The 22,568-nt window shown below is 61.7% G+C and carries 20 protein-coding genes and 1 other RNA gene; 7 read left to right on the top strand and 14 right to left on the bottom strand.

Features of this window, described 5'->3' with window-relative positions; translation table 11 throughout:
• Positions 1-57: 57 nt before the first annotated feature.
• The 4 genes from AC1DZE_RS16285 (at position 58) to moeA (ending at position 4,512) form a co-directional block, all read left to right on the top strand.
• Complete coding sequence (locus AC1DZE_RS16285) at positions 58-819, top strand: SDR family oxidoreductase (RefSeq protein ID WP_477674746.1); 762 nt, start codon at positions 58-60, stop codon at positions 817-819.
• A gap of 397 nt (positions 820-1,216) precedes the next feature.
• Complete coding sequence (gene moaA / locus AC1DZE_RS16280) at positions 1,217-2,344, top strand: GTP 3',8-cyclase MoaA (RefSeq protein WP_477674306.1); 1,128 nt, start codon at positions 1,217-1,219, stop codon at positions 2,342-2,344.
• A 171-nt stretch (positions 2,345-2,515) separates the two neighbouring features.
• The gene (mobA, locus tag AC1DZE_RS16275) at positions 2,516-3,148 is read left to right on the top strand and encodes a molybdenum cofactor guanylyltransferase MobA (protein WP_477674307.1); all 633 of its coding nucleotides are present in this window, start codon (positions 2,516-2,518) and stop codon (positions 3,146-3,148) included.
• Positions 3,145-4,512, top strand: a complete 1,368-nt coding sequence (moeA, locus tag AC1DZE_RS16270; RefSeq protein ID WP_477700303.1) for a molybdopterin molybdotransferase MoeA — start codon at positions 3,145-3,147, stop codon at positions 4,510-4,512. Before mobA ends, moeA begins: the two co-directional genes overlap by 4 nt.
• Positions 4,513-4,704: 192 nt before the next feature.
• Here moeA and AC1DZE_RS16265 read toward each other — a convergent pair whose 3' ends face one another.
• From AC1DZE_RS16265 to AC1DZE_RS16245, 5 genes are all read right to left on the bottom strand, one after another.
• The gene (locus AC1DZE_RS16265; RefSeq protein WP_477700302.1) at positions 4,705-5,946 is read right to left on the bottom strand and encodes a hypothetical protein; all 1,242 of its coding nucleotides are present in this window, start codon (positions 5,944-5,946) and stop codon (positions 4,705-4,707) included.
• Between the two features lie 57 nt (positions 5,947-6,003).
• A complete protein-coding gene (locus tag AC1DZE_RS16260; RefSeq protein ID WP_477670866.1) occupies positions 6,004-9,183 on the bottom strand; it encodes an efflux RND transporter permease subunit in 3,180 nt (1,059 codons plus the stop codon).
• Positions 9,184-9,216: 33 nt separating this feature from the next.
• The gene (locus AC1DZE_RS16255) at positions 9,217-10,611 is read right to left on the bottom strand and encodes an efflux RND transporter periplasmic adaptor subunit (RefSeq protein ID WP_477700301.1); all 1,395 of its coding nucleotides are present in this window, start codon (positions 10,609-10,611) and stop codon (positions 9,217-9,219) included.
• 269 nt (positions 10,612-10,880) lie between these two features.
• Positions 10,881-11,363, bottom strand: coding sequence for a ribonuclease HI (gene rnhA, locus AC1DZE_RS16250; RefSeq protein ID WP_457278630.1), 483 nt, complete (start codon positions 11,361-11,363; stop codon positions 10,881-10,883).
• A 54-nt stretch (positions 11,364-11,417) separates the two neighbouring features.
• Positions 11,418-12,257, bottom strand: coding sequence for a class I SAM-dependent methyltransferase (locus tag AC1DZE_RS16245; RefSeq protein ID WP_477674097.1), 840 nt, complete (start codon positions 12,255-12,257; stop codon positions 11,418-11,420).
• Positions 12,258-12,269: 12 nt separating this feature from the next.
• On the opposite strand from AC1DZE_RS16245, the gene gloB reads away from it, so the two are divergent.
• Both gloB and AC1DZE_RS16235 read left to right on the top strand, forming a co-directional pair.
• Positions 12,270-13,121 (top strand): hydroxyacylglutathione hydrolase, encoded by an 852-nt coding sequence (gene gloB, locus AC1DZE_RS16240; RefSeq protein WP_477674098.1) that lies wholly within the window; start codon positions 12,270-12,272, stop codon positions 13,119-13,121.
• Positions 13,118-14,677 carry a transglycosylase SLT domain-containing protein gene (locus AC1DZE_RS16235; protein ID WP_477700300.1) on the top strand — a complete coding sequence of 520 codons (1,560 nt, stop codon included), beginning with the start codon at positions 13,118-13,120 and terminating at the stop codon, positions 14,675-14,677. Before gloB ends, AC1DZE_RS16235 begins: the two co-directional genes overlap by 4 nt.
• 46 nt (positions 14,678-14,723) lie before the next feature.
• Here the strand turns inward: AC1DZE_RS16235 and AC1DZE_RS16230 are convergent, their stop codons facing one another.
• The 8 genes from AC1DZE_RS16230 to dnaX all read right to left on the bottom strand — a co-directional run bounded on the left by AC1DZE_RS16230 (position 14,724) and on the right by dnaX (position 21,538).
• The gene (locus tag AC1DZE_RS16230; protein WP_348050368.1) at positions 14,724-14,876 is read right to left on the bottom strand and encodes a DUF3096 domain-containing protein; all 153 of its coding nucleotides are present in this window, start codon (positions 14,874-14,876) and stop codon (positions 14,724-14,726) included.
• A gap of 132 nt (positions 14,877-15,008) precedes the next feature.
• Positions 15,009-15,848, bottom strand: a complete 840-nt coding sequence (locus tag AC1DZE_RS16225) for an ABC transporter permease (protein ID WP_477674190.1) — start codon at positions 15,846-15,848, stop codon at positions 15,009-15,011.
• 2 nt (positions 15,849-15,850) lie between these two features.
• Positions 15,851-16,678, bottom strand: a complete 828-nt coding sequence (locus AC1DZE_RS16220; protein WP_477670871.1) for an ABC transporter ATP-binding protein — start codon at positions 16,676-16,678, stop codon at positions 15,851-15,853.
• A gap of 140 nt (positions 16,679-16,818) precedes the next feature.
• Positions 16,819-17,868 (bottom strand): ABC transporter substrate-binding protein, encoded by a 1,050-nt coding sequence (locus AC1DZE_RS16215; RefSeq protein ID WP_477670872.1) that lies wholly within the window; start codon positions 17,866-17,868, stop codon positions 16,819-16,821.
• A 134-nt stretch (positions 17,869-18,002) separates the two neighbouring features.
• Positions 18,003-18,416, bottom strand: a complete 414-nt coding sequence (locus AC1DZE_RS16210; protein ID WP_457278637.1) for an MAPEG family protein — start codon at positions 18,414-18,416, stop codon at positions 18,003-18,005.
• Positions 18,417-18,487: 71 nt separating this feature from the next.
• Positions 18,488-19,114, bottom strand: coding sequence for a recombination mediator RecR (gene recR / locus AC1DZE_RS16205; protein ID WP_457278638.1), 627 nt, complete (start codon positions 19,112-19,114; stop codon positions 18,488-18,490).
• Between the two features lie 137 nt (positions 19,115-19,251).
• Positions 19,252-19,584, bottom strand: a complete 333-nt coding sequence (locus tag AC1DZE_RS16200) for a YbaB/EbfC family nucleoid-associated protein (RefSeq protein WP_457278639.1) — start codon at positions 19,582-19,584, stop codon at positions 19,252-19,254.
• 94 nt (positions 19,585-19,678) lie between these two features.
• Entirely contained in the window at positions 19,679-21,538 is a 1,860-nt protein-coding gene (dnaX, locus tag AC1DZE_RS16195; protein ID WP_477673556.1) for a DNA polymerase III subunit gamma/tau, read from the bottom strand.
• Positions 21,539-21,727: 189 nt separating this feature from the next.
• Here dnaX and ffs point away from each other — a divergent pair.
• An RNA gene (gene ffs, locus AC1DZE_RS16190) (signal recognition particle sRNA small type) lies at positions 21,728-21,824 on the top strand.
• 588 nt (positions 21,825-22,412) lie between these two features.
• On the opposite strand, the gene AC1DZE_RS16185 is transcribed toward ffs, so the two are convergent.
• The coding region (locus AC1DZE_RS16185) for an ATP-binding protein (protein ID WP_477700376.1) at positions 22,413-22,568 on the bottom strand (156 nt) is incomplete at its 5' end.

The following is a 22,568-nucleotide window of genomic DNA, read 5'->3' as shown; positions in this document are numbered from 1 at the left end:
GCACGCCACCGTACGGCAGCGTGCGCCGGCAGCAACCTTTACGAGAAAGACAAAATCATGCGGGTCAAGGACAAATCCATCATCGTGACCGGCTCCGGAGGCGGTATCGGTGAAGGCATCGCGCGGCGGCTGGCAGCCGAGGGCGCCAGGATCATCGTCAACGACATCAATGTGGCGCTGGGCGAGAAAGTCGTGGCTGCCATCGTCAAGGCCGGCGGCACAGCTTCGTTCTTTGCCGCCGACGTCACAAAGTCTGCCGAGGTCAAGGCGCTGGTTGACGCCGCCGTGCAGCGCAACGGCCGGCTCGACGTGATGGTCAGCAACGCTGGCTGGACGCACCGCAACCAGCCTGCACTTGACGTCAGCGAAGACGATTTTGACAAGTGCTACGCCATCAACGTCAAAAGCATTTACCTCGCCACCATTCATGCCACACCGGTATTTCGCGAGCAAGGCGGGGGCAGCTTCATCAATATCGCATCGACCGCCGGCGTGCGCCCGCGTCCGGGCCTGACCTGGTACAACGGCTCCAAGGGGGCGGTCATCACGACCTCCAAGTCGCTGGCCGCCGAGCTCGGCCCGGACAACATCCGGGTCAACTGCATCAACCCGGTATTCAACCCGGACACAGGCCTCTCGGCCGAATTCGCGGGTGGTCCGCTGGATGAAGAACGCAAGGCGAAGTTTCGCGCGAGCATTCCGCTGGGACGTTTTTCCACCGCGCTGGATGTGGCCAATGCCGTGCTTTACCTGGCCAGCGACGAAGCGGACTTCATCAGCGGTGTATGCCTGGAAGTAGACGGCGCCCGGTGTGTCTAAATAGAGCCCCCACGGTCGCTCACTGCGTGTAGCTCCCTGCCCCCCGAGGGGGCCGCCCGCCTGCGGTCTGGCAAAGCCAGTCCCGCGGCTCACGCTGGGTTTAAGAGTTCTGTGCGTAACCAGTGCGAGGTATTTCACCAATGGGTGCCGCGGAACCGGCTTTGCCGGGCCGCAGGCACCGTCCCCTGCAAGGGGAAAAGGGCTACACGAAGTGAGCTCGATAGGGGTGTGCCAATTTTTCGGCTTCGCCGGCCCCAGGCGCCGCCCCCTCGAGGGGGGAACGGGCTACACGAAGTGAGCCTGGACGGGGGTGAGCCAATCTCTCTTTGGGGATAAGGCCTGGTTTTAGTGCCCCAGCCGGGCCAATGGGGTAAATTCTCCCTTTGAGCAACTCACCATGACGACCGACAAAATCATTCCGCTGGCAGATATCCGCTACGCAAGCCGCGTGCCGCATATTCCTGCCCGGTTGTCTGCGCCGACAGGCCTGCTGAGTGACACGCTGGGCCGGCCACTGCGGGATTTGCGCATCAGCGTGACGGACCGCTGCAATTTCCGCTGCAGCTACTGCATGCCGCGCGAGGTGTTCGACAAGGATTACGCCTTCCTGCCGCAGACCTCGCTGCTGAGTTTTGAAGAAATCACGCGCCTGGCGAAGATTTTTGTGGCGCATGGCGTCGAAAAAATCCGGCTGACCGGAGGCGAACCGCTGCTGCGCAAACACCTGGAAGTGCTGGTCGAAATGCTGGCCAAGCTGCAAACGCCGCAGGGCAAGCCGCTGGACATCACGCTGACCACCAATGCATCCCTGCTCGCCAAAAAGGCCCAGTCGCTCAAGGACGCGGGCCTGCAGCGCGTCACGGTGAGCCTGGACGCACTGGACGACACCATCTTTCGCCGCATGAACGATGTGGATTTTCCGGTAGCCGATGTGCTCAAGGGTATTGAAGTGGCGCAGAAGGTCGGCCTGGCGCCGCTCAAGGTCAACATGGTGGTCAAACGCGGCACCAATGACGCGGAGATCGTGCCCATGGCCCGGCATTTCCGCCATTCGGGTGCCGTGCTGCGCTTTATTGAATATATGGACGTGGGCGCCACCAACGGCTGGCGCATGGACGAGGTGCTGCCTTCTGCCCAGGTGGTGGAACGCCTGAACTCCGAATTTCCCCTGGCGGTCATAGACCCCAACTACGCTGGCGAGACCGCCGAACGCTGGCGCTACGTCGATGGCGCGGGCGAGATCGGCGTGATCAGCAGCGTGACCCAGGCTTTTTGCAGCGACTGCAACCGCGCCCGGCTGTCGACTGAAGGCAAGCTGTTTTTATGCCTGTTCGCCAGCCAGGGCCAGGACTTGCGCGCCTTGCTGCGCGGCGGCTACGCCGATGAACAGATTGCGGCTGCGGTAGCCCATATCTGGCAGGGGCGCAATGACCGCTATTCGGAGCTGCGCGCCGCGATGCCCGCCGACACAAGCGCTCCGGACAATGGCGCCAAACGCGTCGAAATGAGTTACATAGGCGGCTGACATGACCCCCACGCTTTTCACTTCGAGCCTGCGGCGCGCTGCCCCTTTCCTTACATATGGGGCCGTTGCGCCTGCGGCCCGGCGAAGCCGGTTCCGCGGCCCTGACTGGCCTGGGAATCGCCCTGTGCAATCCAAGGACGAGTGCTGGAGCTTGTTTTGAAGGATGCCCCAATGCCCTCCCCAATCCACGCCGAAGCCATTACAGGCGTGATCCTGGCCGGTGGCCGTGGCTCGCGCATGGGCGGTGTCGACAAGGGCTTGCAGAACTTCAACGGCGTTCCCCTGGCGTTGCACACCCTGATGCGGCTGTCGCCCCAGGTCGGTGACGTGATGATCAATGCCAACCGCAACCTGTCCGCTTATGAATCATTCGGCGTTCCGGTCTGGCCCGACAGCACAGGTCTGGGCGAGTTTGCCGGGCCACTGGCGGGATTCCTGACGGGCCTGGAGCGTTGTGAAACCCCTTACCTGTTGACTGTGCCCTGCGACACCCCGCTATTTCCCGACGACCTGGTGGCACGGCTTGCCGAAGCACTTGCGCAGGACGGCGCCGACTTTGCCGTGGCGGCGGCGCCCGAAGAAGATGGGCAGCTCAGGCCCCAACCGGTGTTTTGCCTCATGGGTACCCACATGCTGGAAAGCCTGGTGCGCTTCACCCACAGTGGCGGCCGCAAGATAGACGCATGGACGGCGCAGCACAAAACAGCGATCGTGCCGTTCGACAAACCCGGTGACGACAGCCGCAGTTTCTTCAATGCCAATACGCTGGCCGAGCTGCACCAGCTGGAATCCCGCCAGCCGTGAAAACACTCGACCAGATTGCCGCGGAGCTGCAAGGCTACGACCCACAGTCACTGTCTGCCGACCAGGTACTGGACTTCCTGTCGCGGCTGGTCATGCCGGTGCAGGAGCAGCTCGAGCTGCCCTTGATGGAGGCTTTCGGGCGGGTGCTGGCCCAGGATGTGGTCTCGCCGTTTGACGTGCCGCCGCACGACAACTCGGCCATGGACGGATATGCCTTCGATGGTGGGCAGTTGGCTGCAGGCAAGGCGCTTGAGCTGCAGGTGGCCGACGGAACAGCGCTGGCAGGCAAGGCCTGGCAAGGCAGCGCCGGGCCAGGCCAGTGCGTCAAGATCATGACCGGCGCCATCATGCCCTCCGGCCTGGACACCGTGGTGCCACAGGAGTTTGTCACCCTGCACCAGGATGGCCAGGGCACACGCATCAGTATCCCGTCGGGTTTGCTCCAGCCCGGCGACAACCGCCGGCTGCGCGGCGAGGACCTCATGCAGGGCCGGCCGGCGCTATTAAAAGGTGAGCGTATTACGCCCGCCCGCCTTGGCCTGGCAGCCTCTTTGGGTCTTAAAACCTTGTCAACCTGGCGGCCGCTGCGGGTGGCTTACTTCTCCACCGGTGATGAGATTTTGTCGCTGGGCGAAACACCGCGCGAAGGCGCTGTGTACGACAGCAACCGCTACACCGTCTTCGGCATGCTCAGCCGGCTGGGCATCCAGGTGCTCGACATGGGCGTCGTGCGCGATGAGCCGGCACTTCTGGAGGCTGCATTCAAACGAGCGGCAGCCGAGGCCGACGCGGTCATCACGTCTGGCGGTGTCAGCGTGGGTGAAGCGGATTTCACCAAGGCCATGATGAAAAAGCTGGGCGACGTGGCCTTCTGGCGCATTGCGATGCGGCCCGGCCGGCCCATGGCCGTGGGACGGATTTCAATAGAGAAATCAGGCTCTATCCCAATAGGGACAAGCGCAAGCAGCTATGAAAATAGTAGCACTCAAAAAACGTTCCCAAACCCCGAGGGCGCCATTTTGTTTGGATTGCCCGGCAATCCGGTGGCGGTGATGGTGACGTTCCTGGCCTTTGTGCGCCCCGCCCTGCTCCAGATGATGGGCGCCAGCGCCGCGCCGGCGCCGTTGCTCAAGGCACGCAGCCTGGAGCCCATTCGCAAGAAACCGGGGCGCACCGAATACCAGCGCGGCTGGGTATCCACCGCGTCCGACGGCTCCCTGGAGGTCCGGACCACCGGCAGCCAGGGTTCGGGCGTGCTGCGCTCCATGGCCGAGGCCAACGGCCTGATGGTGCTTCACCATGCGCAAGGCAATGTCGCTGCAGGGGACATGGTTGACGTCCTCATGTTTGAGGGTGCCCTGTAAATCCCTTGAATCCTCGGCGCCGCCAGGCCCTGGTACTGCAACCCGAAAATATCGAAACATGAAAGCGCGTCTTCGCACCCATGGCTGCGTTGCAATCCTTGCGAAGGCGTTCAGCCTTCGTTACGGCTTGCGCCTTGCCCTGGGCGCGAATCCATCGCTTTCATTTTGTTTCGCTACTTGCGGGTTGCAGTACTAGTCGCTTCGGGGAGCCGGTAGCGGGGGCAGGTCCTCATAGCCGAAAAAATAGGGCACAACCCGAAAGCTCATCAGCAAGCCGCCGTTTTCCGGCGTTGCGTTCAGGCGTTCGTAGTCTTGCGCGGCCAGGTGCTGTATTTTTTCGGCATCGCGTTGCCGGCTGAAAACATCATGACGCCACTGATAGACCTCACTGAGTTTCTCCTCGTAGGTGTAGTGGTGGTCGTTGTCGTTGTAATAGTCGTCAAACCGGTTGCCGCCTAGGTAGATGGCATTGGAGCCTTCATACCCCGTTTTCTGGCTGGTGCGCTGGTCGGTGTTCAGAAAATAAGCCCAATCGCCCGGGATAAAGTTGCCGGCGGCAACACCACCCACCATGCGCAGGACCTTGCCTGGCCGTTCAAGCTCCAGCGGATCAAAATCCGTTTCAAAACTCCACATGCGGCCGGGTTCCAGGTCAACCAGTGGCTCACCGTCGGCCAGTAATCGCCGCTCCACGCCTTGCGCCCTGCCCACGTCCTTCTTGACGCGGCGGAAGTAATCCAGCGCACCCTGGGCAAACACCACCTTGGTCGCGGCGTAGCAGCCTATGTCGTATTTCCCCTGCTCAAAAAACATGTCGTTGAGAGCCTTGTGCAAGGGCATGCGCAGCCGGGGCGTTCCATTGATCCAGTAGCGGGCATTCCATCTGGCAGGGCCGCCCTCGGGCCACCCCCATTCCAGCACCTCTGCCCATATCACGGTGTTCTGGCGAATACCGACATGGTCGACCAGAGCCTGCACATCGCAGGCTTTTCCTCTGAATTCGGTCAATCGGCCCGGGTGCAACAGGGCCAACAGGATTTCTTTTTTGGAAACCGTCTTGAGCTTGCGTGTCTTGTTGTTTCTCACCGGCACCAGCACTACCTCGTCCTTGATCGCCAGCTCCGGGCGTTGCGCCAAAAACAGGGTGCTCACGGCCGCGCCTGAGCCCAGCAGGGAATACGTCATGGTGCCCCGCGGCTTGTCGACAGTTTCCTGAACCAGGCGGGCTGGAATGCCGAGCTGCTGGAGATATCGAAACATGTGGGGGCCGAGCCGCTCCAGCTGGGACGGTGAACAGAAGAACTGCACGCCATATGCGCCCGTTCCAGGCGCTTCCTGGGCTTGCGCAGAAGCCGTATGGGCCAGCGCAAGCAGGAACGGAATCAGGAAGAAAGAAGCAACTGTACGGATTCGGCCCGCTGGGTTTGCGGTCAAACCGGTTTTCTCATCAGCATGCCAGGGACCCGGCCTGGGGCAAGCGGTTCCTCACGATCATTTCGCCACGTACTCCGGGTGTTCAAGGTGTTCATCGGGTTGCTCCCTGGCAATGGCCTTGTTGGCCCCTGGGACCGCCTTGCGGGCAAACAGCGTGTACATCGTGGGCACCACAAACACAGTGAGCAAAGTGCCCAGCGACATGCCCCCCACGATAACCCAGCCGATCTGCGTGCGGCTTTCGGCACCCGCGCCCTTGGCCAGGGCCAGCGGCAAGGCTCCCAGCACCATGGCACCAGTCGTCATCATGATGGGGCGAAGGCGCTGCGACGACGCCTTGACCAGCGCGTCGATCATTTCCATGCCCTGCCCGCGCAACTGGTTGGTGAACTCCACAATCAGGATGCCGTGCTTGGTGATCAGGCCAACCAGCGTGATCAGACCAATTTGGGAATACACATTGAGAGAGCCGCCCGACCATTTGAGTGCCAGCAAGGCCCCGATCATGGACAGAGGCACCGACAGCATGATGACCAGCGGATCGATAAAACTTTCAAACTGCGCGGCCAGCACCAGGAAAATAAACACCAGTGCCAATACAAACACAATGGCCAATGCGCCCTGCGAGTTTCTGAACTCACGCGAGGTGCCGTTCAAGTCGGTGCTGTAGCCGGTCTTGAGCACCTTGGCGGCGGTCTGGTCCATGAACTTGAGCGCTTCGCCCAGCGAATAGTCGCCCGCCAGGCTGGCCGTGATCGACACCGAGCGGCGCTGGCCGAAATGGTTCAACTCGCGCGGGGAAACACTTTCACGCACCTTGACCAATGCCGACAGCGGAATCATTGCGTCGTTGCGGCCCCGCACATAAATGCGGTCGATGTCTTCAGGCGTTGTGCGGCCGCTGGCTTCGGTCTGCACGATCACGTCGTACTGCTCGGCATCGCGCTTGTAGCGCGTCACGTTGCGCCCGCCCAGCAGAGTCTCGATGGCCTTTGCGACAACCTGGATGCTGACGCCGAGGTCGGCCGCCTTGTCCCGCTCCACCTCAATGCGCAGTTCTGGCTTGTTCAGCCGCAGGTCTACGTCGGGCGAGACGATGCCAGGGTTTTTGGCGATCTCCTCCAGCATCTGGCGCACCACGGTGTTCAGGTTCTGGTAGCTGTCGGAGGTCTGGATCACAAAATTTAGCGGCCGTTCGCGAAAGCCCTGCCCAAGGGACGGCGGCGTGATCGGAAAGGCGGTAACGCCGGGCAGCGCATTGAATTTGGGCTGCAGCTCGCGTGCCATGTCGATGGTGGAGCGCGTACGCTTGTCCCAGTCAACAGTGCGGTACACCACGCTGGCCTGCGCCACCGTCGGGTTGCCCACGTTGGCAAAAATGCGGTCGAACTCGGGAAAGGGCTCACCCATTTTTTCCAGCGCCCTGGCATAGCGGTTGGTGTAGTCCAGCGTGGCGCCGTCAGGGGCATTGACGTTGGCCAGAATCACCCCGCGGTCTTCAATGGGCGAAAGCTCCTGCTTCATGCTCGGGAACACCAGCGCAATGGCCAGGGCACTGAGCACCATCACGCCGATGACAATCCAGCGGGCCTGCAAGGCCATGCCTTTGAGTCGCTGGGCAAGCGAGGGCCGGCCGGCAGCGCCTTCCTCCGCCGCGGGTACGTAACGTGTGGTGACGACCCAACGCAGCACCGAGCCGTAACGGTCGGAAATCGACGTCAACGCCCGCTCCATGAACCGGTCAAAACGATTGGGCTTGGGATTGTGCTTGAGCAGCTGGGTGCACATCATGGGCGTGAGCGTCAGCGCCACAAAGCCCGACACCACCACCGCACCGGCCAGCGCCAGGGCAAACTCCACGAAGAGCCGCCCGGTGCGGCCCGGCGTAAACGCCAGCGGCGCATACACGGCTACCAGCGTGGCCGTCATGGTGACCACGGCAAAGCCGATCTCACGCGCGCCCTTGATGCCGGCCGAGAACGGGTCCATGCCTTCCTCAATGTGCCGGAAGATGTTTTCCAGCATCACGATGGCATCGTCCACCACCAGGCCGATAGCCAGCACCAGCGCCAGCAGGGTCAGCGTGTTGATGGTGAAGCCCGCCAGCGCCATCATGCCGAAGGTGCCGATCAGGCTCACCGGGATGGTGACGATGGGGATGATGGAGGCGCGCAGGGTGCGAAGGAACACAAAGATCACCAGGGCCACCAGCACGATCGCCTCGGCGATGGTGTGGTACACGTTGTTCACGGAACGGTCGATGAACACCGAGTTGTCGTTGGCGACGTCAATCAGCATGTCGGACGGCAGGTCAGCCTTCAGCTTGGGGAAGGCCTCCCGCACACCCCTGGACAGGTCCAGCGGGTTGGCCGTTGCCTGGCGGATGACGCCGACTGCCACAGCGGAGCGGCCGTTGAGCCTGACCGCCGTGCGCTCGTCGGCCGCGCCCTCCTCCACGCGCGCGACGTCGCGCACCTTGACGGAAAAGCCGTTCACATTCTTGATGACGATCTCGCGAAACTGCGCGGGTCTGACGAGGTCAGTCTGCGAGGTCACGCTGAATTCTCGCTGCTGCGACTCAATGCGGCCGGCCGGCAGCTCGAGGTTGCTGCGGCTGATGGCGTCTTCCACGTCCTGCGTGGTCAGCTTGTAGGAGGCGAGCTTGTCGGTGTCCAGCCAGACGCGCATGGCGTACTTGCGCTCGCCAAAGACGCGCACGTCGGCCACGCCGGTCACGGTCTGCAGGCGCGGCTTGACGATGCGGTTGACCAGGTCGTTGATCTGCAGCGGCGTCAGTGAATCGCTGGAAAAAGCCACCTGGATGACCGGAAAGGCATCGGCCTCAACCTTGGCGATCACCGGCTCTTCAATCGCCTGAGGCAAACGGTTGCGCACCCGCGACGTGCGGTCCCGCACCTCGGCGGCGGCAGAGTCGGCGTCTTTTTCGAGTCGGAAACGCACGCTGATCTGCGCCTGGTCGGCACGGCTGATGGAGGTGATGACGTCGACAGCATCAATGCCCGCGATGGAATCTTCCAGCGGCTTGGTCACCTGCGTTTCAATGACCTCCGCTGATGCGCCTGCATAGCGCACGCTCACGGTCACAACGGGTTCATCGATCTTGGGATATTCACGCACCGAAAGGCGGTTGAAGCTCACCGCACCGACCAGCACGATGAGGAGGGACAGCACGGTGGCAAAGACCGGGCGGCGTATGGAAACTTCAGCGAGTTGCATAAGGGCCTGTGGGGGCTATGGCGCGGCTGCCGCTCAAGTGGGATCGCGGGCTGGCGGGCCGGCCGGGCGGCGCTCGGCTGGGGCGACGCTACGCACCGGCACCAGGCCCCCCGGGACCTCCGATACCACGACGCCACAGGGGTTGGGGCCGGCCGGTGGTGCTTGCGGCGCGGCGGCGGCCACAGCTTTGGCCGGCGCGGCCTCAGCCGCAGGGGCCGTTGCGGCAGCTGCCGCGGGCGCAGTACCGGCAGCGGCAGGCGCTTTTGCGTTGCCCGCGCGGGCAGAAGCATTTGCGGCCAGGTCCACCACTGCCACCACAGTGCCGTCACGCTGTACGCGCTGCTGGCCGGTCGCAACCACCACGTCGCCGGACTCCAGGCCTTCGAGGATCTCGACCTTGCCGGGGCTGCGCAGGCCGACCTTGACTTCCACGCGCTTGGTCGTGCGGGTCTGTTCGTTCGGGCCTTCCAGCAGCTTGATGACGAACTGCCGGCCGCCCTGCGGAACAATCGCTTCCTCGGGCACCACGCGCGCGTTCTCGCGCACGCCGAACAACGTGTTGACCCGCGCGAACATGCCGGGCCGCAGCTGCAGCTGGCGGTTGTCTATGCAACCGCGGATCCCAATGGAGCGGCCATTGGCGTCGATCAACGGGTCTATGGCCTGGATTTGCGCGCTGTATTTGCGTCCGGGCAAGGCATCGATGTCGAGCACGGCTGTCTGGCCACGCTTGACCTTGTTCTGGAAGCGCTCTGGCAGCCGGAAATCGACAAAGATGGCCTCGATGTCCTCGATGTTGACGATGTCCGCACCGTCTTTCAAATAGTCGCCCACGTTGACGAGCCGGATGCCGGCGATACCGTCAAATGGCGCAACAATCTTCAGCCGCGCGGCGGTGGCCTTGGCCAGCGACAGCTTGGCCTCGGCCACCTGCAGGTTGGCGGCGCTTTCATCGAGCGAGCGCTGGCTGATGAAGTTTTGCGCCACCAGTTCCTGGTTGCGCTTCTGGTTGGCCCGCGCGATCGACAGTTCGGCCTGGCTTTGCTGTACCTGAGCCAACGGCAACTGGTCGTCGAACTGCACCAGCACCTGGCCTTTGCGCACACGCTGGCCATCGGTGAAATTGAGCTGGGTGATGCGCCCGCTGACCTCGGGCCGCAAGACCACGCCACGGCGCGAACGCAGGCTGCCCACGGCCGAGGTGTCATCCGACAATCTGGCGAGTTCCACCTTCGCGGCTTCCACGGTCACCGGTTTTCCGGCGGCGGCGCCGTTGGTGCCATTGCCGGCGCCCTGGCCCGTCGAGGCAACCGGCGAAGACTCGGCCGCACCGCCCTGCGCCTTGGGTTTTTGCACCCACCAGGCAGCACCCGAGGCGACCGCAATGCCCGCTATCGCGACCGCTGTGTAAATTGCTTTTGATGCCATGGGGAGGAAAACTTGTTATACAAAGAGATACAAACTTCCAATGTAGCAGGACACCATGGCGCGCGCAGCCTTTTTCTGGCCTTTGCACAGGGTAAGCGCGGTAGCTTTACAACGGCTTTACCAAACGCCCTGGGCGACCAAAACGGCACGGATGCTATGTACGCTTATGGTGCGCCCGGGGCTTGCAATTTTTACGTGGGCCTTGGCTGCTTGGTGTGTGTTTTTGCGCATGTTCCCGCCCCGGCTTCAGACTCCCAGCCAGGTCTTTGTTACAAGCGGCCGAGCGCGCGTTCCACACCTTTGTTGGCCAGTGCGTCGGCACGCTCGTTGCCCGGGTCGCCGGCATGCCCCTTGACCCAACGCCAGTCGATCTTGTGGCCGCTGGAGACGACCAGGGCGTCCAGGCGCTGCCAGAGATCCACATTCTTGACCGGCGCCTTGGCCGCTGTACGCCAGCCCCGGGCTTTCCAGCCGTGAATCCACTCGGTAATGCCCTTGCGCACGTATTCGCTGTCCAGGTAAAGCGTCACGCTGCAGGGCCGCTTCAGCGCCGCCAGCGCCTCGATGACGGCAGTCATCTCCATGCGGTTGTTGGTAGTGCCAAGTTCGCCGCCAAATAGCTCTTTTTCGGTGCCGCCCATTGCCAGCAGCGCCCCCCAACCTCCGGGGCCGGGGTTTCCCTTGCATGCGCCGTCGGTATAGATCACGACGTGTTGTGGTTGTGGCGTTGTGCCTGTTGGTGTGTCGGTCATGCGTTACAAATGCTCCCGGGAAGCTCCAAAGAGCAGCCGGTGGTTAAAGAAAAATCAGGCAGGCGGCTGTGAGCGGGATGAACGGGTGAGCGGCTCCTTGTTGGCTATCGCGGCGGGTGCCGTTGCCGGCGCCCTTCGCGCCTTCCAGGCGGGCTCAAGCAACCGGACGCCACGTACACGCTTGACCGCTGCGAGGAAATACACAGCGCCAAAAATAGGCCACCAACGTTCGCCCGCCGTATCCATCCACTCGAACCGGTCCAGCCAGGCCTGACTTGTGAGCGCCGGCCGGTAGCAGCCAAAGCGCCCCGACTCTACCTCAAAGTCCAGCAGCCTCAGCCAGTCGCGAAGGCGCCAGTAGCCGATGAACTCGCCTGTTTTGGGAAGAAACAGGTTGTCATACCCCCAACGCTGGTAAATGTGGCCGCGGCGCTGGCGCAGCCCCCACAAGCTGGTCGGGTTGAAGCCGCTGATGACCACCCGACCTTCCGGAACAAGCACCCGGCTCACCTCGCGCAGGCTGGCATGCGGGTCGCTGCTGAGTTCGAGCGTATGCGGCAATACCACCAGGTCCAGGCTGTTCTCCGGGAAGGGAAGTGCTCCTGCATCGGTCAGGAGCGCCGCGCGCCGGGAACTTGCGGCCGTGCGGCCGCTCGTATCTGTAGCCGGGGACTTTCCGGGTTCAGACGACGGCGGCAGGGAATCCAGTGCCAGCCATTTGTGCGGCATGCGATTGGCTTGCAGGGCGTCGAGCTCCGGCAGGCCCAATTGCAGTGCGTGGTAACCAAAAACGTCGCTGACGGCCTGGTCAAAATGCGTGCGTTCCCAGTCCAGAAGATAGCCGCCGGGAGGGGTCTTCAGCCAGTCCGTCAAACCTATAATTTCAGAGCTCATTGAGACCACTGTATGTATTTGATTCCCATTCCTGCCTTCGACGACAACTACCTCTGGTTGTTGCATGACGGCAGGCGTGCCCTGGTCGTGGACCCGGGAGATGCCGGGCCGGTGCAGCGCACCCTGGAGCAGCACGCATTGCAACTGGAGTCGATTCTAGTCACGCATCACCATCCCGACCACACGGGCGGTGTCGATGCCCTGCGCGAAGCGACGGGCGCCCAAGTCTGGGGCCCTGCCACCGAACGCATTCCGCAGCCTTACACACATCTCAATGGAGGTGACAGCCTCACGGCCCTCGGCCTGGATTTCCAGGTGATCGACGTGCCCGGGCATACCGCAGGTCACATTGCTTATTACCTTGCCCCCACGCTTTCCGCTTCGCGTGATGCGCTGCCCCCCGAGGGGGCTCATCCGGCTTGGGGCGGCCCGGCGCCGGATGGCCTTGCCGTGAACGGCAGGCCGCTGCTGTTTTGCGGCGACACACTGTTCTCGGGAGGCTGCGGACGTTTGTTCGAGGGTACACCGGCGCAAATGCTGGCCTCGCTCGACAAGCTGGCTGCGTTGCCTGGCAACACCGTCGTCTGTTGTACCCATGAATACACACTCAACAATCTCCGCTTTGCCGTGGCAGTCGAGCCAGAAAATGCCGACCTGGCGGCATATCAGGCGCAATGCGTTGCACTTCGCGCCCAGGGAAAGCCAACCTTGCCGACCTCTGTGGCCCAGGAATTGCTGATCAACCCCTTCTTGCGGACCCGCCAACCCACTATCATGGCTGCTGCCCGGCACTTTGATGCGTCGGCCCGAGACGACAACACCGTATTTGCCGCCATCCGGCAGTGGAAAAACCAATTCAAATGACGCCACACGACCGAACCACTGCAGCCGCTCCTCTTCCCAAACTCATCAATTTCCGTATTGTTTCATTGGCGTTTCTGCTTGTGGCGACACTGTTGGCGGGCTGCGCCACACAGCCACCCGGCATGCCGGGTGACCCGGTCCTCACAACAGGAACAAGCCCCACCGCCAAACCGCAAGTGCCGGGCGGCCCGCTTCAAGCCATCACACCAGGTCAGATCGGCTCTTACCAGATCGCCTCCACGGAACCTCCCAAGGAACTATGGGACCGTATTCGCCGCGGCTTCGCCATGCCTGACCTGCAAAACGAACTGGTGACGGATCGCGAGCAGTGGTATGCCAGCCGGCCGGACTATATCCAGCGCATGACCGAGCGCTCCAGCAAATACCTTTTTCATATCGTTGAAGAACTCGAGCGCCGCCAGATGCCGACGGAACTGGCATTGCTGCCGTTCATCGAAAGCGCTTTTAACCCGCAGGCCGTTTCCAGCGCCAAAGCCGCCGGCATGTGGCAGTTCATGCCGGCCACCGGCAAATATTTCGACCTGAAACAAAACGCTTTCCGCGACGACCGGCGCGACGTACTGGCTTCCACCCGTGCGGCACTGGACTACCTGCAAAAGCTGCATGGCATGTTTGGCGACTGGCATCTGGCGCTGGCGGCCTACAACTGGGGGGAGGGCAGCGTGGGCCGCGCCATCGCCAAAAACCAGAGAGCAGGGCTGGGCACCAGCTACACCGACCTGAACATGCCGGCAGAAACGAGGCTCTACGTGCCCAAGCTGCAGGCCGTCAAAAACATTGTGGCCAATCCCCAGGCATTCCGCACGGAATTGCCGCTGATCGAAAACCACCCTTATTTTCAGCAGGTGCTGATCACACGCGACATTGATGTGGCCCTGGCCGCACGCCTTGCGGACGTCAAGATTGAAGACTTCAAGGCACTGAACCCTTCAGCACATCGCCCCGTCATCATTGCGGCAGGAACGCCCCAGATACTGCTTCCCTGGGACAACGCCACGGTGTTTCAGCGCAACTTCGAGGCCTACACCCAGGGGCAATATGCCAGCTGGACCGCCTGGTCGGCGCCCAGCACCATGAACCCGGCCGAAGCAGCACGCCGCACCGGCATGAGTGAGGCCGATCTGCGCAGCGTCAACAACATACCGCCGCGCATGCTCATCAAGGCAGGCTCGACCTTGCTGGTGCCGCGTTCCGCCAAGGTGGAAAACGACGTTACCAGCCACGTTGCAGATACCGCCCAGGTCTCGTTCTCTCCCGAAGTCGTGACACGCCGCACCACCGTCAAGGCCCGCAAGGGTGAGTCGGTTGCAACCATTGCCAAGCGCTACGGCCTGAGCGTTGCCAGCGTTGCCGAATGGAACAATGTCAGCACTTCCAGCGCGTTCAAGCTGGGCCATCAGGTGGTGGTTTTTCTTCCGGTCAAAAGCCACGCCTCCAAAAGCCAGGCCTCAGCCTCCAGCCGCAGTCGCGGCAGCTCCGCCAAAGTGACCAAACGCAGCAATACCAAGACGGTCGTCAAGTCCAAAAAACGTTGACGTTCCGGAGCACGCGCTCCAGCAGTCACCAGCTGCGGGGCTGCTGCTACAGCTTGAACGAACCGCTGCCGAACAAACCGATCAAGCCGATAACGATCAGGTAAATCGCCACGATGTAATTGAGCAGCCGCGGTATCAGCAGGATAAGAATCCCCGCGATGAGCGACACGATGGGGCCGATGCTGAGTGAAAGATTCATGGTGTGTCCTTGGAGTGAAGCCGGCTCGCCGCTGCTGCGCATGGCAGAAGCGGTGAAGGCAGCCACGACTTTAAGGAGCAGCCCGGCCGCAGGCTGTAGGACGACAGGAAGAATTGCAGTGCAGAGAAAGCGTCAAAGTTTTTCCGTCTCGCCGGTGCGCGGCTGCCATTTCATGAGCCGCTTCTCCAGCTTGCCAACAATGCCGTCCAGCACCAGGGCAAATGCCGTCAGCACCACGATGCCGGCAAACACCGTGTTCACGTCAAACGTGCCCTCGGCCTGCAAAATCAGGTAGCCCACTCCGCGCGCAGAGCCCAGGTATTCACCCACGACGGCCCCGACAAACGCCAGGCCCACAGAGGTATGCAGGCTGGAAAACACCCAGCTGGTCGCGCTTGGCAGGTACACCGTGCGCAGCAGCTGGCGCTGGTTGGCACCCAGCATACGGGCATTGGCCAGCACCACCGGGCTGACCTCTTTTACGCCCTGGTAAACATTGAAGAACACGATGAAAAATACCAGCGTGACCGCCAGCGCCACCTTGCTCCAGATGCCAAGGCCGAACCACAGCGCAAAAATGGGTGCCAGGATCACACGGGGCATGGAATTGGCCGCCTTGATGTAGGGGTCCAGGATGGCGCTGGCTGTAGGGGCCAGGGCAAGCCACAGGCCGCACGCCAGGCCCAGCACGGTGCCTATGCCGAAGGCCAGCACGGTTTCCAGCAAGGTGGTGCCCAGGTGAAGGTAGATGTCGGCGTTGCCCGGCAAGCCATCGGGAAACATGCGGCTTTCACCAAAACCGAAAGGCATGAACCAGCTCCACACCCTGCCGGCGACCTTGATGGGCTCGCCCAGGAAAAAAGCAATTTTCTGGTCGCGCGAAGCCAGATGCCAGCCCAACAGCACGAGTACCAACAAGCCCAGCTGCCAGGCGCGCAGGTTGTTTTCTGAAGGTTTGAGGCGGCGCCACATGCTCAAGCCGCTTTCTTCAGTTGCTGCGCGTAACCTTTAAGGACCTCATCGCGCAACACATTCCATATCTGCGTATGCAGCTCGACAAACCGCGGCTGACTGCGTACCTCGGCAACATCGCGCGGACGAGGCAGATCGATGGCAAATTCGCCGATGGGATGCGTGCCGGGTCCAGCCGACAGCACCACCACCCTGTCGCTCATGGCAATGGCCTCGTCAAGATCGTGGGTGATGAACAGCACGGCCTTCTTTTTTGCGGCCCACAGGTCCAGCACCTCGTTTTCCATGAGCTGGCGCGTCTGAATGTCAAGCGCACTGAAAGGTTCGTCCATCAGGATGATGTCGGGATCCAGCGCCAGCACCTGGGCCAGTGCGGTGCGCTTGCGCATGCCGCCCGAAAGCTGGTGCGGATAGCGGTCGCCGAACTCGCCCAGCCCCACGCGTTCAAGCCAGTCCTGCGCCTGGCGGCGGGCCTCGGTATCCGGAACACCACGGTATTGCAAGCCCATCATCACATTGGCGATGGCGCTGCGCCACGGCATTAAGGCTTCAGTCTGGAACATGTAGCCGGCGCGGGTGTTGATGCCGCCCAGCGGTTGGCCAAACACCCGAACCTCACCGGAAGACGGCTCCAGCAAACCGGCACCAATATTGAGTAACGTGGATTTACCGCAACCTGTAGGCCCGACAACCGAAACGAATTCACCGGCCCGTATGCGCAAGGTGGTGTCGCTTACCGCCGCATAACGCTGGCCCGCATCGTCGCGCGAGCGAAAGGTGCAGCTGATGTTGATCAGCTCCAGGGCACAGGCGTCGTCGGGTTCTGGCATGGCGGGAGCTTACAGCAAGGTGCTTGCGCAGGGCCTCTATCTTCACCAGCCGGGGCCGCGGGACTGGCTTTGCCAGACCGCAGGCGCAGCGGCCCCCTCGGGGGGGGCAGCGCATTACACGAAGTGAAAAGCGTGGGGGCTCAAGCTTTGAATCGGTCCTTGGCCTTGCGCGCAAACTCGTTGGTATAGGTCTTGGCGATGTCGATCTTGTCGGCCTTGATGCTGGGGTCAAAGCTTGCCAGTGCCTTGAGCGCCGTGCGCGCGCCGTCATCAGGAATGATGCCGTCAAGCGAAATCGACTCACGCACCTTGTTGAATGACGCAAGGTACAGCGCCCGGTCACCCAGCAGGTAGCTCTCGGGCACGGTCTTGATGATGTCACCGGGGCCTGCAGTCTGCAGCCATTTGAGCCCATGCACGATCGCATTGGCCAGTGCCTGGCAAGTGTTGGGATTTTTCTGGACGAACTCTATCGGGGCGTACAGGCAGGCCGCCGGCATGGAACCGCCAAAAACTTCGATCGTGCCCTTGAGCGTGCGCGTATCGCTGATGATCTTCACCTCGCCCTTTTGCTCGAGCATGGTCATGACCGGGTCGGTATTGCTCATGGCATCGATCTGCCCCGAACGCAGCGCAGTGAGCGCGCCCGCCGCAGTGCCGACTCCGATAAAGCTCACGTCGCCGGCCTTGAGCCCCGCGCGCGAAAGTACCAGGTTGGCCATCATGTTGGTGGACGAGCCCGGCGCAGACACACCGATTCTCTTGCCCTTCAGGTCTGCGACCGTTTTGTAGTTGGGCATGTTTTTTGTTGACACGCCAAAAGCAATTTGCGGCGCCCTGCCCTGCAGCACAAAAGCCTGGAACATCTGGTTTTTGGACTGAAGATTGATGGTGTGCTCGAAAGCACCCGAACAGACGTCGGCAGAACCGCCCACCACGGCCTGCAGCGCGCGTGCACCACCGGCAAAGTCGCTGATTTCAATGTCCAGGCCTTCGGCCTTGAAATACCCCAGTTGCTCTGAAATGGTAAGAGGCAGGTAATAGAACGCCGCCTTGCCGCCGACCGCCAACGCAATTTTTGTTTTCTCGAGCCTGGGTTGCGCGCGAAGCGCCGGCAATGCCAGCGTTGCTGCTGCCAGTGCGGTGCCACCGGCAAAAGCCCGGCGGGAAATCAGGGGTTGGCGATTCATGCAAGCCTCTCTCTTTTTTTGATGTCACAAGCTTATCGAGGCATAAAAAAACCCGCATCGGGGTCATCCCGTGCGGGTTTTTACCGAAGGTGATCGCGTTACCAGAGGTAACTTTCACACGCCCGACGCATGTGTCAACGAAAGCCGGAAAAAAGAATGACGATATTGATAAAAAGTGCACACGCCCAGATGGCAGAGCGGGCTTTGGCCAGGTCAGCGATGTACATCATGATGTAGGCAATGCGCAGCACGACAAAGAGCAATGCCAGGATGTCCAGCCGTGTCTGCCCTGCCTGCAGGACGTGCGCAATGATGACTGCTGCAAAGAAAAAGGGCAGCGCCTCGAATGTGTTGGCTTGCGCGGCGTTGGCCCGGGCACGCCAATCGGTTTGCTGCGCCAGCCAGCCTCGCGGGTTGTGGTTGTCATATCCACCATCACGCCGCGGGGTGCTCATCGTGCCGTATTTGGCAATGGCGGCACACACAATGGGCAACAGGGCCGCAATCAGAACACACCAGTAGGCAATGGTGAAGCGTGCGAATGTCATGGTGGGTTCCTTTCGTTATGGTCGCCCGCTGCGGGCATGAAGCTGTCAAGATAAAACTAAAAACACCGCCCTCACCTGCGGTCCACCAACGCGTGGGCAATGGTGCCCAGGTCTACGTATTCAAGTTCGCTGCCCACCGGCACTCCGCGCGCCAGGCGCGTCACCTGGACGCCGCGGCTTTTCAGCGCCTGTGCAATCACGTGTGCAGTGGCTTCACCTTCGGCCGTGAAATTGGTCGCCAGGATGACTTCCTGCACTTCGCGCGATGCAGGCGGCAATGCCTCGCCGCGCTCGTTCTTGGGCACCACGCGGTCAAACAGTTTTTGCAAGCCGATGTCGTTGGGGCCTATGCCGTCAAGCGGACTCAGCTTGCCCATGAGCACAAAATAAAGGCCCTTGTAGGCCAGCGTGCGCTCAAGGGCAGCCTGGTCGGCCGGTGTTTCGACCACGCACAGTTTGCTGCGGTCACGCTGCGGGTTGGCGCAGGTGGTGCAAACCTCCTGCTCCGTCAGCGTGTTGCACAAGGTGCAATGCCGCACGCTATTGACGGCGTGCTCCAGCGCACGGGCAATCTGCAGCGCGCCGGGCTTGTCGTGCTGCAGCAAATGAAAAGCCATGCGCGCGGCCGACTTGGCGCCCACGCCCGGCAGCTTGCGCAAGGCCTGGGTAAGGCCTTCGAGAGCGTTGGAGTCAGCCATGTGGCAGCAGCGACCGAGCGTTGTACCCGCTTTCGCAAGCAGGGGCCGCGGAACCGGCTTTGCCGGGCCGCAGGCGCAGCGGCCCCCTCGGGGGGCAGGGAGCTACACGCAGTGAGCGACCGTGGGGGCTCACAACTTTAGAAGGGCAGCTTCATGCCGCCAGGCAGACCGGGCATACCGGCCGTGAGCTTGCCCATTTTCTCGTTGCTCACTTCTTCGGCCTTGCGCACGGCCGCGTTGAACGCAGCGGCTACCAGGTCTTCCAGCATGTCCTTGTCGTCGGTCAGCAGGCTGGGGTCAATTTCAACGCGTTTGACATCGTGCTTGCAGGTCATGGTGACCTTCACCAGACCGGCGCCGGCCTCAGCGGTGACTTCCACAAATGCCAGTTCTTCCTGGGCTTTCTTGAGGTTGTCCTGCATCGCCTGCGCCTGCTTCATGAGGCCCGCGAGTTGTCCTTTGTTAAACATGGTAGTTCCTTTAAAACTTGAAATCGAGGTGTGCTTTGCGTCTGAAATTTCGTCGAAATTGGGGGCAGAAATTGGTTTTAAAACCTGCCTTTGATCATATCGACTTCGCGGCCAGCGGCCGGATGCTGCCGGGGACAATTTTGGCGCCCCAGTCGCGAATCATGTCCTGCACAAACGGGTCGTTCTGGATCATTTCTTCGGCAGCGCGCTGCCGCTCGGCCTGTGCTGCCGCATTGCGGCGGGCCGGGGTGTCGGTGACGGGCCCCACTTCCACCGCGAGCCGCAGGGCCGCATCGCCAAGATGCGCCTGCAGTGCGGCTTGCAGCTTTTCACGCGCTGCCGCCTGGTTCAGCGACTCGCGCTCCACCCTTAGCGTCCACAGCCCATCGGCCTGGCTGCGCAGCTCCGACTGCAGGCCCAGCTCACGCGTCAGTGCCGCCACAGCCTCGGCGGCCACCAGCTGGTTGACAGTCTGGCTCCAGACTTCGCCGTGCGGAACAGGCACCAGAGGCGCAACGGCAGCGGCTGGCGCGCCCTGCTGCGGGCGCTGCTGCGGCAATGGGCGCTCCGGCATCGCCACGGGAGCCGCTACTGAATTGATAGCTGCTTGCGCCCGTTCCGCCTGGACTACAGGCTGTTTTTGTTCAAGATTTTGAGGCGCGGGTGGTTCTTGTGACACGCGCGCTGCAGCAGGGGCAGGCTGATCATGTGCGGGTTCAGGTGCGGCGGCAGGCGCCGGCGCCAAACGCCGCTCAGGCAAAGCCACGGGCGCATGGGCCCGCGCCACCTCAGGCTGGGGCTTTTTTCCGGGCTCGGCGGCACCCCCCGCATGGGTGGTAGCCGAAGCCGAGGGTTTGAAGGCCAGCAAGCGCAGCAGCACCATGGTCAGGCCCGCATATTCATCGGGCGCCAGGCCCAATTCACCGCGGCCATGCAGGCACAGGCTGTAAAGCAGCTGCGTTTCATCGGCGGGCAGCGCCTGGGCCAGCCGCGCCGTCTCCGCGATATCCGGGTCGGCTCCGTCGTCGCCCGCCCCCATCTCGGGTACGGCCTGCAACACCGCCATGCGTTGCAGCACCGTCGTCATTTCCTCCAGGGTGGAAGCCGCGCTCAAGCCGTTCAGCCGCAACGCTTCGGAGGTTTCGACCACGGTTTTGCCGTCGCCGCGCGCCAGGGCGTCCAGCAGGCGGTAGACATAGCTGCGGTCCACGCTGCCCAGCATGGTGCGCACACTGGCTTCTTCAAGCTTGCCGGAGCCAAAGGCAATGGCCTGGTCCGTCAGCGACAGCGCATCACGCATAGAGCCGCGCGCCGCGCGTGCCAAGAGGCGCAGCGCCTGCTGCTCGGCCGGAACGTTTTCAACGCCCAGCACCTGCGTCAAATGCTCCAGCACCGTCTCGGGCGCCATGGGCCGCAGGTTGAACTGCAGGCAGCGCGACAGCACGGTGGCCGGCACTTTTTGCGGGTCGGTCGTGGCCAGCACGAACTTCAAATACTCGGGAGGTTCTTCCAGCGTCTTGAGCATGGCGTTGAACGCCGTGTTCGTGAGCATGTGCACCTCGTCGATCATGAAGACCTTGAAACGGCCGACGACAGGTTTGTAAACGGCTTGCTCCAGCAGCTGGGCAATTTCATCGACACCCCGGTTGGACGCTGCGTCCAGCTCCGTGTAATCCACAAAACGGCCGCTGTCGATGTCGGTACAGGCCTGGCACACGCCACACGGCGTGGCCGTGATGCCGCCCTGCCCGTCCGGCCCCAGGCAATTGAGCGATTTGGCCAGAATGCGCGAAATGGTTGTCTTGCCCACGCCCCGCGTGCCGGTGAACAGGTAAGCATGGTGCAAACGCTGGGTGGCCAGCGCATTGCCCAGCGCCTGCACCACATGCGACTGCCCCACCATTTCCGAGAAATTTTTGGGGCGGTATTTGCGGGCGAGAACGAGATAGGACATCCGCCCATTCTAGAAGAAGCATGTGGCCCCCACGGTCGTTCGCTTCGCGTAACTCCCTGCCCCCCGAGGGGGCCGCCCGCCTGCGGCCCGGCAAAGCCGGTTCCGCGGCTCATGCTGGGTTAAAGAGTCCGCCGCCCGAATGGGGACTATTGCAGAGGGGTCATTCCCAAGTCCCTTACAATCGAGGGTGACGGGCCTTCCCGCATGGTAAAGCGGCCAACCGGGTCAGGTGGGGAACCAAGCAGCCCTAACTGTGGAGTCAGTGCCGGGGTCAAGGCTCGTCACCTTATTCATCTCAAATCCGTGTTTCTTGCGGGTTTTATCCCTAGAGCGGCTTCCCGCTACGGTCTTGTATCACTTGAGTGTGTCACTTCATTCCCAGATGAAGCAGGTGAGTGGCTAGCTCAAGTCGGGTGTTTAGACCTGCCTCTCCGTTGGCGCGGCAACATGCCTGCACCAAGGCACACTTTTCCATGCATATAACCTTCGTCATCCTTGGACTCGGACGAGGAGCCTTTTCTGAACTTTCCTCGGATCGTCAGAAAAATTAGCGCGAGTATCCCAAGCGACCCCAACGCCTGCGCCAAGGAAGCAACATACAACAGCAATGAGTGCAGCTCCACTATTCCTTTTTCGGAGAACAGCGCTAAGGGGTTAAATGCGTTTTGCAACGCTAAGGCGATGCCAGGAAACCGCTCAATAGAGCCGTTGGCCTTTACTTTGAGAGAGTCGTAGCTACACAGTTGGAAAAATAATCCAAATACTGCATTCCATCCCAAGAACACAAATAGTGCCCTCGATGTTGAATTGCACCGAAGTCTGACCCGAGTTTTCCATCGAATTTTGACCCACACTCTTTGTGAGCAGAAGGTGCTCACGATGTGGATAAGTTCTTGGTTTTCTCCTTTTTGGGCTGAGTCTTTGCAGAGCTGTTTTTGAATCGATAGCTGTCGTTTCCAGTCTCAAGGATATGACATCTGTGGGTGAGTCGATCTAGAAGAGCGGTCGTCATTTTTGCATCACCAAAGAC

It is taken from the genome of Polaromonas sp. P1_F1 (assembly GCF_056405795.1).
Note: the sequence above shows the minus strand (reverse complement) of the source record. Positions and strands in the feature narration are given on the sequence as shown.